The 14,152-nt window shown below is 62.7% G+C and carries 10 protein-coding genes and 1 tRNA gene; 6 read left to right on the forward strand and 5 right to left on the reverse strand.

Translation table 11 applies throughout. The annotated features are described in order from the left end of the window. Positions 1-96: 96 nt before the first annotated feature. Positions 97-1,659, forward strand: coding sequence for a glutamine-hydrolyzing GMP synthase (gene guaA / locus GFD18_RS01425; RefSeq protein ID WP_163199762.1), 1,563 nt, complete (start codon positions 97-99; stop codon positions 1,657-1,659). A gap of 294 nt (positions 1,660-1,953) precedes the next feature. Beyond that, on the forward strand, positions 1,954-3,198 hold the full coding sequence (locus tag GFD18_RS01430) for an acetate/propionate family kinase (protein WP_163199761.1): 1,245 nt from the start codon (positions 1,954-1,956) through the stop codon (positions 3,196-3,198). Positions 3,199-3,332: 134 nt separating this feature from the next. On the opposite strand, the gene aroA is transcribed toward GFD18_RS01430, so the two are convergent. Then, positions 3,333-4,658 carry a 3-phosphoshikimate 1-carboxyvinyltransferase gene (gene aroA, locus GFD18_RS01435; protein WP_163199760.1) on the reverse strand — a complete coding sequence of 442 codons (1,326 nt, stop codon included), beginning with the start codon at positions 4,656-4,658 and terminating at the stop codon, positions 3,333-3,335. A gap of 177 nt (positions 4,659-4,835) precedes the next feature. Beyond that, complete coding sequence (locus GFD18_RS01440) at positions 4,836-6,119, reverse strand: hypothetical protein (RefSeq protein WP_163199759.1); 1,284 nt, start codon at positions 6,117-6,119, stop codon at positions 4,836-4,838. A 239-nt stretch (positions 6,120-6,358) separates the two neighbouring features. Here GFD18_RS01440 and glgX point away from each other — a divergent pair, with 239 nt between their 5' ends. After that, positions 6,359-8,497: a glycogen debranching protein GlgX gene (glgX, locus tag GFD18_RS01445; RefSeq protein ID WP_100511145.1), complete on the forward strand. Its 2,139-nt coding sequence runs from the start codon at positions 6,359-6,361 to the stop codon at positions 8,495-8,497. A gap of 87 nt (positions 8,498-8,584) precedes the next feature. Here glgX and GFD18_RS01450 read toward each other — a convergent pair whose 3' ends face one another. After that, on the reverse strand, positions 8,585-10,123 hold the full coding sequence (locus GFD18_RS01450) for an MFS transporter (protein ID WP_163199758.1): 1,539 nt from the start codon (positions 10,121-10,123) through the stop codon (positions 8,585-8,587). 156 nt (positions 10,124-10,279) lie between these two features. On the opposite strand from GFD18_RS01450, the gene GFD18_RS01455 reads away from it, so the two are divergent. After that, entirely contained in the window at positions 10,280-10,918 is a 639-nt protein-coding gene (locus tag GFD18_RS01455; RefSeq protein ID WP_163199757.1) for a TetR/AcrR family transcriptional regulator, read from the forward strand. A 143-nt stretch (positions 10,919-11,061) separates the two neighbouring features. Continuing rightward, positions 11,062-11,469 carry a GNAT family N-acetyltransferase gene (locus tag GFD18_RS01460; protein ID WP_163199833.1) on the forward strand — a complete coding sequence of 136 codons (408 nt, stop codon included), beginning with the start codon at positions 11,062-11,064 and terminating at the stop codon, positions 11,467-11,469. 137 nt (positions 11,470-11,606) lie between these two features. Here the strand turns inward: GFD18_RS01460 and GFD18_RS01465 are convergent. Beyond that, positions 11,607-11,680, reverse strand: a tRNA-Pro gene (locus GFD18_RS01465). A gap of 209 nt (positions 11,681-11,889) precedes the next feature. Here GFD18_RS01465 and GFD18_RS01470 point away from each other — a divergent pair. Further along, positions 11,890-13,068, forward strand: a complete 1,179-nt coding sequence (locus tag GFD18_RS01470; RefSeq protein WP_163199756.1) for an ABC transporter permease — start codon at positions 11,890-11,892, stop codon at positions 13,066-13,068. Between the two features lie 35 nt (positions 13,069-13,103). Here the strand turns inward: GFD18_RS01470 and GFD18_RS01475 are convergent, their stop codons facing one another. Beyond that, positions 13,104-14,051: a LysR family transcriptional regulator gene (locus GFD18_RS01475; RefSeq protein ID WP_163199755.1), complete on the reverse strand. Its 948-nt coding sequence runs from the start codon at positions 14,049-14,051 to the stop codon at positions 13,104-13,106. Positions 14,052-14,152 lie beyond the last annotated feature (101 nt).

Consider the following 14,152-nt stretch of genomic DNA (forward strand, 5'->3'; position numbering starts at 1 on the left):
GTTCGGGCAAGTTGTAATCATTTTGTTATGTCGCAATCACGGGACATAATCGACACATCTGTCAACCCCGCCAATTGCTTTATATAGGAGGCATTCATGGCCAACGGACCGGTTCTGGTCGTAGATTTCGGGGCGCAGTACGCGCAGCTCATCGCACGTCGCGTACGTGAGGCCCACCTGTACTCCGAGCTCGTGCCGCATTCCATGCCCGTGGACGAGATCCTCGCCAAGGATCCCCAGGCGATCATCCTCTCCGGCGGCCCCGCCTCGGTGTTCGAGCCCGGCGCCCCCGGCATCGACGAGAAGATCTTCGACGCCGGCGTCCCGGTGCTCGGCATCTGCTATGGCTTCCAGGTCATGGCCCACGAACTCGGCGGCGACGTCGACAAGGCCGCGCTCGGCGAGTACGGCAAGACCCCGGCCGTCATCACCGACGCCGAGGGCATCCTCGAAGGCTCCCCCGCCGGCCAGGACACGTGGATGAGCCATGGCGTGGCCGTCAACAAGGCGCCCGAGGGATTCAAGGTGCTCGCCCACACCGAGGGAGCCCCCGTCGCCGCCATGGCCGACGAGTCCCGCAAGCTGTACGGCGTGCAGTGGCATCCCGAGGTCAAGCACACCCCGCTCGGCCAGGACCTCATCGAGAACTTCCTGCACAAGTGCGCCGGCCTTGAGGACAACTGGGACTCCGCCGGCATCATCGAGGATCAGGTCGCGAAGATCCGCGAAAAGGTCGGCGACGCCGAGGTCATCTGCGGTCTGTCCGGCGGCGTGGACTCCGCCGTCGCCGCGGCCCTCGTGCACAAGGCCATCGGCGACCAGCTCACCTGCGTGTTCGTCGACCACGGCCTGCTCAGGAAGGGCGAGGTCGAGCAGGTCAAGCACGACTTCGTCGAGGCCACCGGCATCCGGCTGATCACCGTCGATGCCGCCGACGACTTCCTCGATGCGCTCAAGGGCGTCTCCGAGCCCGAGCGCAAGCGCAAGATCATCGGCGAGAAGTTCATCCGCACCTTCGAGAAGGCGCAGCAGCAGGTGCTCGAAGAGGCCGGTGCACGCGGCAAGGAAGTGAAGTTCCTCGTGCAGGGCACGCTCTACCCCGACGTCGTCGAGTCCGGCGGCGGCGACGGCGCGGCCAACATCAAGAGCCACCACAACGTCGGCGGCCTGCCCAAGGACATCAAGTTCCAGCTCATCGAGCCGCTGCGGACCCTGTTCAAGGACGAGGTGCGCGCCATCGGCACCGAGCTCGGCCTCCCCGACGAGATCGTCTGGCGCCAGCCGTTCCCCGGCCCCGGCCTGGGCATCCGCATCGTCGGCGAGATCACCCGCGAACGCCTCGACGTGCTTCGCGAGGCCGACGCCATCGCCCGCGAGGAGCTCACCAAGGCCGGCCTCGACCGCGACATCTGGCAGTGCCCCGTGGTGCTGCTCGCCGACGTCCACTCCGTGGGCGTGCAGGGCGACGAGCGCACCTACGGCTCCCCCATCGTCCTGCGCCCCGTCAGCTCCGAGGACGCCATGACCGCCGACTGGTCCCGCGTCCCCTATGACGTGCTCGCCGCGATCTCCACGCGCATCACCAACGAATGCCGCCAGATCAACCGCGTGGTGCTGGACTGCACCTCCAAGCCGCCGGCGACCATCGAGTGGGAGTGAGATTCGGTGATGGAGCGCCTTCTGCGTTGTGGAGGACTCGACGTACCGTCGTACGCCTTCGCCCCCACGCCTTGAAGTCGCACGCACCCCCGAATCTCACAAGGCTCGCTTCGCAAGCCGGAGCACCCTGCTGATGTGACATATCTCACAAACCGTTCCAATCGTTGCGATTGGAACGGTTTTTTCATGGAAAACACAGGAATATACGTAGCGAAATGTATCCACCGACGAGTAATCTCGGTCAAGGAAGTGGAGCATGACGCTCCCCAAACACAACAATGGAGGAAGCCCACAATGGCGAAAACCGTCCTTGTCATCAATTCCGGTTCCAGCTCGATCAAGTACCAGCTGGTGGACCTCGAAACCGGCGAAGGCATCGCATCCGGTCTGGTCGAGAAGATCGGCGAGCCGATCGACGGCAACTACAAGCACGAGTACAAGGGTGAGAAGCACAAGCTCACCGAGCCGATCCACGACCACGAGCAGGGTCTGAAGCGCGTCCTCGGCTTCTTCAAGGAGTACGGCCCGGATCTCGAGGAATCCGGCATCATCGCCGTCGGCCACCGCGTGGTGCAGGGCGGCTCCATCTTCCCGAACCCGGCCCTCGTCAACGACAAGACCATCGGCAAGGTCAAGGACCTCGCCGTGCTCGCCCCGCTGCACAACGGCCCCGAGGCCAAGGGCGCCGAAGTCATGCGCTCCCTGCTGCCCGACGTGCCGCAGGTGTTCGTCTTCGACTCCTCCTTCTTCTTCCAGCTGCCGAAGGAAGCCAGCACCTACGCGCTGAACAAGGAGATCGCCGACCGTTACCAGATTCGCCGCTACGGCGCTCACGGCACCTCCCATGAGTTCGTCGGCTCCGTCGTCCCCGAGCTCATCGGCAAGCCGGCCGAAGGCCTCAAGCAGATCGTGCTGCACATCGGCAACGGCGCCTCCGCCTCCGCCCAGATCTCCGGCAAGCCCGTCGACACCTCCATGGGCCTCACCCCGCTCGAGGGTCTGGTCATGGGCGGCCGCACCGGCGACATCGACCCGGCCGTCGTGTTCCACCTGATCCGCAACGCCCACATGAACGTGGACGAGCTGGACGCCCTGTTCAACAAGCGCTCCGGCCTGACCGGCATGACCGGCTACGGCGACATGCGCGAGGTCATGCGCCTGGCCGATGAGGGCAACGAGGACGCCAAGCTGGCTCTCGATGTCTACGTGCACCGCATCGTGGCCTACATCGGCAACTACACCGCCCAGATGGGTGGCGTCGACGTGATCACCTTCACCGCCGGTGTGGGCGAGAACGCCTCCCCGATCCGCAAGATGGTCATCGACCGCCTCGCCCCGTTCGGCGTCAAGCTCGACGAGGAGAAGAACAACGTTCACACCTCCGAGCCGCGCGTCATCTCCACGCCGGATTCCTCCGTCATCGTGGCCGTCTACCCGACGAACGAGGAGCTCGCCATCGCCCGCAAGTCCGCGAAGATCGCCGCCGCCGGCAAGGACTCCTACGGCAACGTGTTCGAGCCCGCCGACTACAGCGAGTGACGAGTCCGGTTGTGGGCGACGCGATGATCACATCGCCCACAACCGCCCATGATTCATGGAAAAGGCTTCGGATTTCGAAAACGAATCCGAAGCCTTTTCTGTTGCCATCTCACTGGACGGACATCGTCAGGACGTCAGCCCAGCATAGACGACCACAACCCCACGAAATCGGGGATGGTCTTGCGCGTGGTCTCCACGTTCACCACATCGATGTCCCTGATGCGCAGGCCCAGCATCGCGGCGAACGTGGCCATGCGGTGATCCGCGTACGTCTCCATCACCGCTCCGTGCAGACGTTCCGGACCCACCGGACGAATCGCGATGCCGTCGGCAAGCTCGTCGGCGTCTCCCCCGACGCGACGGATCTCGGTGACCAGCGCCTCAAGGCGGTTGGTCTCATGTCCGCGCAGATGACCGATGCCGGTAAGCGAGGTAGGCGCATCGGCGAACACCAGCAGCGCGGCCAGCGACGGGGCGATCTCCCCTGCGGCGGAAAGATCGAAGTCACCGAGTCCGTGAATCACGCCGTTGGAGGTCACGCCCAGGGTTCTTGCGCCGTTGGGCATCTCCTCGATCGTTATCGTGGCTCCCATATGCTCCAGATATTCCGGCAGCAGGCCGCCGGGCTGGGTCGTGCGCTCAGGCCAGTTGGGAACGCGTACGGTGCCGCCGGCGATCAACGCGGCCCCCAGGAACGGTGCGGCGTTCGACAGGTCGGGCTCGACGACGACCTGCGGCAGCAGCTGCACATCGCCGTGCGCGACGGTCCAGGTGCGGCCATCCATGCGCACGTCGACGCCGGCCGCGCCAAGATCCGCCATGGTCATGCGGATATGCGGCAGGCTCGGCAGATGCTCGCCGGTATGGGTGAGCCTCAACCCGCCCCCGAGCTTCGGGGCGCCGAGCAGCAAACCTGAGATGAACTGGCTCGATCCCGAGGAATCGATGGATACGGATCCGCCAACGGCCTGCTCCGGCGGGGTGAGCGTGAACGGCAGATGCCCCGGCTCCCCCTCGAAGTCGATACGCGCGCCAAGCTGTCGGAGACCTTCGAGCAGCGGCCCCATCGGACGCTGGTACGACTGCTTGTCGCCGTCGAAATGCACCGGCCCATCGGCATACAGCGCCAGGGCCGGGACGAAGCGCATCACCGTTCCCGCAAGGCCGCAGAACACCGACGAGCCACCTCGGAACACCCCGTTCTCCGGCGGGGTGACGACCACGGTGGTCTCATCGTCCGCATCGGCGACGCAGGAGACGCCCAGCGCCTCCAAGGCTCCCATCATCAGTTCGGTGTCGCGGGAGCGCAGCAAACCGATGAGCGTGACGGGCTTGGTGCCCATCGCGGCGAGGACAAGATACCGGTTCGACAGCGATTTGCTGCCGGGGATGGTTACGGTGGCGTCCAGCGGTTCGGCCGCGAACGGCGCACGCCACAATGATTCATTCGTTTCAGTCATGACTGTCATAGTATCGCAATCGTCCATCGCCGCGCCCCATGGTTCCAAGAGGCCCGGCCGGCATCAAAAAAGCCGGTCTTTCCATCGTGGCGAAACGTCAGTGGAAAGACCGGCTTGCACCCGGGCCGACAGCAATATGGCCTATTATGGCCTATCGATCGTCGGTCGTTTGACGGCTCAGTGGCTCAGTGCCTCCTGGAATCCGTCCTGCAGCGCGCTGTCAAGCGCATTGTATTCATCCTGCGGACTGGCCTTGTCCTCCGCCTCGCGAAGGTTCTCGGAGAAGTCCGTGGTGATGTCGGAGGTGCTCGACAGGTCGTAGAGCTGGTCGACCAGATCGTCGTACTTGTCGTAGGCGGCGCTCCCGTATTCGATCTTGGTCGGGTCGCCCAGGGCGGCGAGCTGCTTGACCACGTTGCTGATCTTGGAGGCGTGGTCCTTCATGTCGGTGCCGAACTGCGCGATGCTCTTGTCGGGGACCTTGGAAAGCGTGTCGAGCTTGGCGATGCAGTTGCTCAGGTACTCGTTGTACTTCGAGGCGAAGCTCGCGGAATACGTGCTGCTCGACGGCTCGTCGTCGCATACCTGTATGGCGTCGGACATCGGCTTGGCGGATTCGGCGAGGTTGTTGGCGTAGGTGCCGTAGGAGTCGACGGCCTTGACGTAGGCGTCATACTTCTCCTTGACCTTCTCGTCCTTCATGACCTTGTTGTCCTTGAAGGCGTCGACGGTGTCCTTGTAGTCCTTGACCTTCTCCTTGACCTTGGTCACGTCGTCCTCGGTGAAGGTGTTGCCGCCCTTGTAGGTGGCGGAGTACACGTCCGCGATCTTCGTCTGGACGGCGGACTGCTTGGTGGAGAACTTGGAGATCGTCGTCATGGCGGACGTGTAGTCCTCGGCCTTGGGCTTGCCTCCCTGCAGCACGAAGAAGGCGACCAGTGCGATGATCACGGCCAGCACGATCACGCCACCGCCGATTCCAAGGCCGATGAACAGCTTCTTCTTGCTCTTCGTGGGCTGGGCCTGCGGCTGCTGGCCGGGAACCGGAGGCTGGCCATACGGGGCGCCGTAGGGAGGCTGGCCGACCGGAGGCTGGCCGGGAATCTGATCGCCCGGAGCCGGGGCATTCGGCGGAATCGGTCCGGGAGCCTGAATGGGCTCACCCTGCGGGAACGCATTTGCCGGAGCGGGCTGCTCCGCAGGATCCTGTCCTTCGGCCGTCGGAATGGCCTGGGTCGCGGCGTATTGCGGCTGGCCGGGCTCGGGCTGCTGCCCTGCGGGGGTGTATGGCGGGGCCTGGAAGTTCATCGGTTGCTGCGGCTGTCCCTGATATTCCGGACCGGGGAACTGCTGCTGGACGGGATTCTGAACGGGGAACGCCTGACCCTGCTGCGGTCCTGCCGGCGCGGCCCACTGGGCCGGAGGCTCGTAATTGGGGACGGCGCTGGGGGGCTCTGACATCGGAATGCCCTCAGGAACGGCGTTCATCCCCTCTTCCGCCGGTTTGTCGCTTTCGTTCGGTCTGTTGGTGTCGGACATAAAGAAAACTCCTTCGTCTCTTTGCTTGTACTGCAAGTCTATAGCAGAAAGAGGGGTTTCCACGGAGATTCTCGGGGCAACACCCTATGTCATTCTTTGATTTACCGTGGATTAACCCATGTCTTACCGATTATGGGGATGGACGATGCGATACTGGATGTATGCAGATCAGACCAGGCTCAATGTATCCGTTGGGAGCCCGCTACGACGGCGCAGGGGTGAATTTCGCGCTGTTCTCGGAAGCGGCCGAAAAAGTGGAGCTCTGTCTCTTCGACGCGGACGACAACGAGACCCGCATCGAAATGACCGAGCAGAACTCGTATGTATGGCATAACTACATACCGGGCCTTCAGCCGGGACAACGGTACGGATATCGCGTGTACGGCCCGTTCGACCCGCCGAGCGGCCATCGATGCAATCCGTCGAAGTTGCTTCTCGACCCGTACGCCCGCGCCATCCAGGGGCACACGGACGGCGACGAAAGCCTGTACTCGTACAAGTTCAGCGATCCGGACAACGAATACAACCTCAACACGTTGGATTCCGCGGCGCACACCATGAAATCGGTGGTCGTCAACCCATTCTTCGACTGGGGCAACGACAAGCATCCGAACATCCCCTACCACGATTCGGTCATCTACGAGGCCCACGTGCGCGGCATGACCAACCTGCGCAAGGACGTGCCGGCCGAGATCCGCGGCACGTACGCCGGGCTCGCCTACCCCACCGTGGTGAACTACCTCAAGGAGCTCGGCGTCACGGCGCTGGAGCTCATGCCGATCCACCAGTTCGTCAACGACTCCTTCCTCACCGAGAAGGGGCTGAGCAACTACTGGGGCTACAACACCATCGGCTTCTTCGCCCCGCACAACGCCTACTCCAGCTCCGGCGAATACGGCGAGCAGGTCAACGAGTTCAAATCGATGGTCAAGGCCTATCACGAGGCCGGCATCGAGGTGATCCTCGACGTGGTGTACAACCACACCGCCGAAGGAAACCATCGTGGCCCCACCCTGAGCTTCCGCGGCATCGACAACCGTAACTACTACCGTCTCGTCGGCGGCGACTTCGCCCACTACTTCGACACCACCGGCACCGGCAATTCCCTGCTCATGCGCTCCCCCCACGCGCTGCAGCTCATCACCGATTCGCTGCGCTACTGGGTGACCGAGATGCATGTGGACGGCTTCCGATTCGATCTGGCCGCCACACTGGCCCGACAGTTCCAGGAGGTCGACAAGCTCTCCGCGTTCTTCGACATCGTGGAACAGGACCCAGTGCTCTCCCACATCAAGCTCATCGCCGAACCGTGGGACCTCGGATCCGGCGGCTATCAGGTGGGCGGCTTCCCGTCCAGCTGGTCCGAATGGAATGGACGCTACCGCGACTGCGTGCGCGATTTCTGGCGCTCGCAGCCGTCCACGCTGCCCGAGTTCGCCAGCCGTCTGATGGGCAGCTCCGACCTGTACCAGGCCAACGGACGCCGCCCCGTCGCCTCGGTGAACTTCATCACCGCGCACGACGGTTTCACGCTCAACGACCTCGTGACCTACAACGACAAGCACAATGAGGCCAACGGCGAGGACAACCGCGACGGCGAATCGCACAACCGTTCCTGGAACTGCGGCGTGGAGGGACCGTCCGACATTCAGGACGTCAACTGCCTGCGTCAGCGTCAGCGCCGCAACTTCATCGCCACGCTCATGGTCAGCCAGGGCATCCCCATGATCTGCGGCGGCGACGAGGTGGGCCGCACCCAGCAGGGCAACAACAACGCCTACTGCCAGGACAACGAGATCTCGTGGACGGATTGGGAGCTCGACCAGGACCGCAGGGACCTGCTGGAGTTCACCAAGAAGCTCATCCATTTGAGGCTCAACCATCCGGTGCTGCACCGACGCCGCTTCTTCACGGGCCGTGCGGCCGGCGACACGTCGGACCGCATCCCGCAGGCGGAGTGGTTCGACCACACCGGCGAGATCATGGACCGCGAGGACTGGGGCAACACGCATGCGCTGTCGGTGATGGTGTTCCTCAACGGCAAGGACATCCCGGAGACCGACTGGTATGGCTCCCCCATGACCGACAACAGCTTCCTGCTCATCTTCAACGCGCATTACGAGCCCATCGTGTTCAAGCTGCCGGATGAGAAGTACGGCTCCACGTGGACGCTTGTGGCCGATACGTTCAGCCCCAAGGGGCCGGAACTGACCTACGAGGCCGGATTCGTCATCACCGCCCAGCCACGCAGCTTCCTGCTGCTCATGAGCGCCAAGCGTTCCCGTCGCATCATGGATTGACGGCCGGTAACCGTTGTTCCATAACGGCTTGTCCGATATGTACATGAATGACATATCGGACAAGCCGTTTTTCATTTTCTCCCATCGTCATGATTGACGCGCGGAGCGAGATGCTCCCCCGGAGAGGATTGCGACAATTGCGAGAGTGGCAACGATGACCACTGCGGCGGACACGAAGCTGCCCAGCATCGCAGTCTCATAGGCGTCGGAGGCCACCTGCCGCAGTGCCTCAGCGGAGGTGGAAGCAAGGCCGTCCGCCCATTGGAAGTCCAATGTCACCGAACCGGCGGAGGAATCCGCAGCCAGTCCGGCGGCCAGGGCATCGTCATGGAACCGGGATACGTACAGCCCTCCCTGCACGCTGCCGAAGATACCGACGCCGATGATGGATCCGAATTGGCGGAACACGGTCAGCAGGCTGGACCCCGCACCGGAGCGGCCGTTCGGCACCCGCCCCATGGCCCAGGTGAGCATCGCAGGCTGACCGGCACCGAGTCCGAATCCTGCAAGCAGCTGGCCCGCCGCCACCACTGCCTGCCCGATGATGTCTCCATGCCAGCGCATGGCGATTCCCATCACAGCCATGCCGGTAGCCAGGAATGCCAGAGCCAACAGACTGGTACCGCGCAGGCCTATGCGAGAGGCGATGTGGCCGTTCGACAGAGACCCCACGATGGAGGCGACGACCAGCGGAGTCAGCATCAGCCCGCCCACCAATACGCCGTGGCGCAACACGGTCTCCAGATAGGCGGGCATGATGAAGATGATGCCGTACATCGAGAAGTTCAGCATCATCAACGCCGGCGCGCAGGCCGCGAACGAACGGTCGCGCATCAGACCGAGCTCCATCAGGGGATTGCGTGAGGCCCGGTCATGGAGCACGAATCCCGCAATCAGCACCAGACCACCGAGCATGGGCGCCCACGACGTCAGGGCGAGGAAACCATGCTGGGCATTGACCAGACCGGCGGAGAACAACGAGAATCCGGCGAACATCATCGCCACCGACGCCCATGGAACCTGCAGTTTCCCACCCCGGCGGGATACGCCCCCACGGGATGTGCTCGCCCAGACAAGGACGATCACGACGAGGAACACCACGCCGTCGAAGCCGAAGATGCCGCGCCAGCCGAGCGTTGCGGTGAGCACACCGCCGACCAGCGGTCCGAACGGCACGCCCAATGTTCCGGCGATGGCCCATGCCGTCATGGCGCCGGACAGTCCCCCACCTTGGAACATGAGGCTGAGCAGCGCCTGCCCCATCGGGATGACGATGCCGGCGCCGGCGCCCATCAACGCCCGCGAGACAAGCAACGTCGGTATGTTTCCGGCGAGGATGCCGATGACCGAGGCCACGACGAACAGCCACAGTCCCGCAATCATGGTTCTTGCGTAGCCGATTCGGTCGCCGGCGAATCCGGCCAGCAGCACCACGGCGGCGAAGACCAGGTTGTAGCTGGACACGATCCACTGCTGTGCATCCGTGCCCGCGGCGAACGATTCGGAGATGCTGGGCAGCGCCACGTTGAATGCGGTGGTGTTGATCATCATCACCGTTTCGGCCGCGCACAGGCATATCAGCGAACGACGCAACCCTCGTTGTTTTTTGTCATCCATGAGTTCCATACGCCTTCCATTAAGATACTTGTTGGTTTCTTAATTTCCCCGTGCAACTATAGTTGGCCGAAGATAAGAAACGCCATGGTATCTTGATAATCGAAATACAACAGACAGCACAGAGCGGACGCTACGGAAACTGCACACGCATGGAGGCGAACGGAAATGACGGGACGCACACGCCGGCGAGGAGAAGCCTTGGAATCGGCGATTCTGGACGCCGCATGGGAACAGCTCTCCAATCACAACGCCGACGAGTTCACCTTCGACAACATCGCCGCCAGAGCGCATACCAGCAAGCCAGTGCTCTACCGCCGCTGGGCGAACCGCACGGAACTGTTCATCGCGGCCATGAAACGACATCGGGACCAATTCGCCATCGAACGGCCGAACACCGGCACGCTGCGCGACGACGTCATCGCCGTGCTGCGACAGCTCAACGACAAGCAATCCGACGCGGTGATGGCACTGGCCAAGTTCGGAGTCTACGCCAGCTGGCTCGGCGTCAGCGCCCATGAGCTGTACGAACGCACGACATTGAGCGACCAGCCGAGCATCATGCTGGCCGTCGAGAACGCCCGCGAGCGCGGCGAGATCACCTGTGAACTGCCCCAGACACTGCTGCGCATGCCGGGTGAACTCGGCAGGGCGGCCATCCTGCGTGATATGCGTCCGCTGTCGGACGAGGACATCGTCTCCGTGGTGGACGAGCTCTTCCTGCCGCTCGTCGAATATTACGAGCGACTTGGCGGAACGACGAAGGTCTCACGACCGTCGATAGTCGATACAGTCGGACATGTGTAATCGTTGATGCAGGCCAGTCCGTAATCGTTCCCGAGACGGTCGATGAGCTGGCGGCGGGCATTGTCTACAATGTCGGATACGTCAAAAGGGCCCGAACAGGGTCAAACGATTGACAGACGAGACAACGACGAATGAGGAAAGCCATGTCCATCACCTTCACCGAAGCAAAGACGTTCACCCAGGAGCAGGCATGCCGTCTGTTCCGCTCGGTCGGGTGGGTGTCCGCCAACTATCCGGAACGGCTGTACAAGGCCCTGATGGGCTCGCCCACCGTCATCACCGCGTGGGACGGCGACCGCCTGGTCGGTCTCGTACGCGCCTTGGATGACGGATCGATGCTCACCTACGTGCATTATGTGCTGGTCGACCCGGAGTATCAGGGCAAGGGCATCGCCGGCCATATGATCGAGATGGTCAAGAACAAGTACCGCGATTACTTCTACATCGAGGTCATGCCCGAGGAAAGCAAGAACGCGTCGTTCTATGAGAAGCACGGCTTCCGCATCATGGACGACGGTGTCGCCATGCAGATCGTGAATCCTGATTGGTGAGGCGGGGGTAGCCGTCCCGCATCGTGACGCAACCGCCCTTGGCCACATTGCCCGGAACCTCCCCGCCGACGAACCAGCGGACGGAACCGGATAAAACAAAAAACGCCCTACATCCCAAACGGGAGTAGGGCTTTCGGTCGGGCCAGCGGGATTTGAACCCACGACATCCTGCTCCCAAAGCAGGCGCGCTACCAAACTGCGCTATGGCCCGTTGCATTCATCATCGCCGAACGGACGACTGCCTGAACACGAATTAACAGTATAACCCATGAACGGGATGAATATGGCATATCCGCAGAATATTTTGCGTCTTCGTCCGGTCATCCTACAGTGAATATGTACCGCGAGCGCGTATCATGCGTCTTCGGACGGGTGCGACGCATCGTATATGACAGGCAATGGCACGGGCGGAGGAACGCATTGGGAAGGCATCAGCAGGCGGAGACGCTGGGTCTCATCGCATCACTGGTGTGCGCCGTCGCCTCCGGCGTTGTCGCGGATCTGTATCTTGGTTTTGCTTCGGCTATCTGGCTGGTCTCCGGTCGTCTGTTCGCGGTGTGTTCGGGCATGGTCGCCGCATGCGGTGTCGCATCGTTCATTGTGGGGTATTCTCGGCGTTCGCATTCGTGGAGTCTGAAACGCGGGTGGCTCGTTCCCGTCCGACGGGCGTTTGAGACGCTGTCTCTTTCCGTGGTCTATGGCTCCACGATCTTCCTGAGCATGTATGCACTGTTCGGCGTCATCAACAGTACGATGGGACTGCGGTCGTTCAGCTCGTATGTCCCCGCCGTGGTCGCCTTGTTCTCCGCCGTGACCGGCTATCTGGTGTTCGTGCAGGCGGATTCGCTGAATTCGAAGACGATCGCCTCGCTGCTGCCGCTGTTCGTGGTGTCGGGTGTTTCCACGGCCGGCCTGACCTCCGACGACCCGAACTGGTGGAAGAACAATTTCTCCCAGCTTGGCGACCGCACCACGTTCGCCGCTCGCATGTTCAACTCCACACTGGTGTTGGCCGGCGTCTGCGTGATCATTCTGAGTTATTTCGCCGTGTCCGAACTCATCGCCACGCAGCGCATGCGAATGCTGTGGCGCACCGCCTCCGATGGGAAATCGTCCGATGCCGGAAAATCCTCCGGCACAGACAGCAGGCACGGCGACGTGGAGATCCCTCGCTTCTGGGCAAGAATCATCTGCCTGTCGGTGCTGCTGACGTTGGCGGGCATGTGCTTCGCCGGCGTGGGGCTGTTTCGCTACACGCCGCATCCCATACTGCATAACGTATTCGCCCGTGGTCTGAGCCTGCCGATGAGCCTGCTCATGGTATTTCTTCCCTGGCTGGCGCCGCAGTTGTCGAAGGCGATGTACGTGGTGTCCGATCTGATCATCGTCGCGATTGCGGTGGCGGGGGTGCACTGGCTGCAGGGCGGCACCACGCTGACGAATGTGGAGGCGTTGGCCTGCATTCTGTTCATGGGATGGTTCATCGTGTTCTCACGTCAGATCGCCGCAATCGAGGCGGATCGCGTGCATGCGCAGCTTATGGCGAGCCGTCCGGTGAGCGTGGTTCCGCGTGATTCCCGCATCTCGCCGAGGAACTGAACGCTCGGACACCGGGCGTCGCGTGAAGCGAGTCATCACGCTGCCAACGGCTTCACCGGCCCGTCGTAGAGGATCTCGTCACGGGTCACCGCCGTCGACAGCAGCATGGAGACCGCGAGGTCGGCGATGTATCCGGCCATCGGGGAAAGCTCCCAGCCTTTGCGCGTGACGAGGGCGAAGGTGTCGTAGATGGGTTTCTCGAACGTCGTGGTGTAGATCGACGTGGGGAAGTCCTTGTCCATGGTAACGGCGCGAGGCAGGATGGTGTCCCCCAGCCCGTGTGCCACGAGGTCGACGGCGGCACCCACGGTTTCGATTTCGATGATGGGCTCCAGCGTCACGCCTTTCATCTGCGCCTGCTGGGCGAGCTGCCGCCTGGAGGGGTCGTGCCATCCATGGTGGGCGTCGTAGAGGATCAACGGCTCCTTGGGAATGTCCTCGACACGCATTGGCCTCGCGCATCGTTCCGGCTTGGAGCTGGCCCATACGATCTGCTGGCGCATGAGCGGAACGATCTCCAGACCGTCCGAGGGGACGGGAAGGCAGAGCAGACCGCCTTCGAGCTCGCCGTCGCGTACGGCGTCGGCCACTTCGAACGAGTTCTGCCCGACGAGCCGCAGATGGACGTTGGGATGGGCCTGGCAGAAGACCGCGGCCAGACCGGAAAGCCCGTAATACCCGGCGTTGCGCAGAATGCCGAAGGAGACGGTGCCGCCCTCACCGGTGAGCAGGGCGTTCATGGCGGTCTCGGCCCCGAGCATGCCGTCGAGCAGACGCTTTGCCCAAGGCAGCAATGTTCGGCCGGCGGTTGTCGGCACCAGCCGCCTGCCGCCGCGCACGAACAGCGGCAGTCCATATGTCGATTCGATCTTGCGCACAAGCTCCGAAACGGTCGGCTGGGTCATGCCGAGATAGTCGGCCGCCGCGGTGAACGATTCCAGTGTGGCCGCATAGTAGAACGCCTGAAGCTGTGTTACGGTCATGTTACCTTTTTGGCCGCTCTGGGACGACGACCGTTGAGGGCCACCGTCATGGTTTTGCCGTGATTGCAACGTTTTCATGAGCGATACCCTATATCGCATAG

Origin of the sequence: Bifidobacterium saimiriisciurei (assembly GCF_010667655.1) — a bacterium.
Taxonomy (GTDB): Bacteria; Actinomycetota; Actinomycetes; order Actinomycetales; family Bifidobacteriaceae; genus Galliscardovia; species Galliscardovia saimiriisciurei.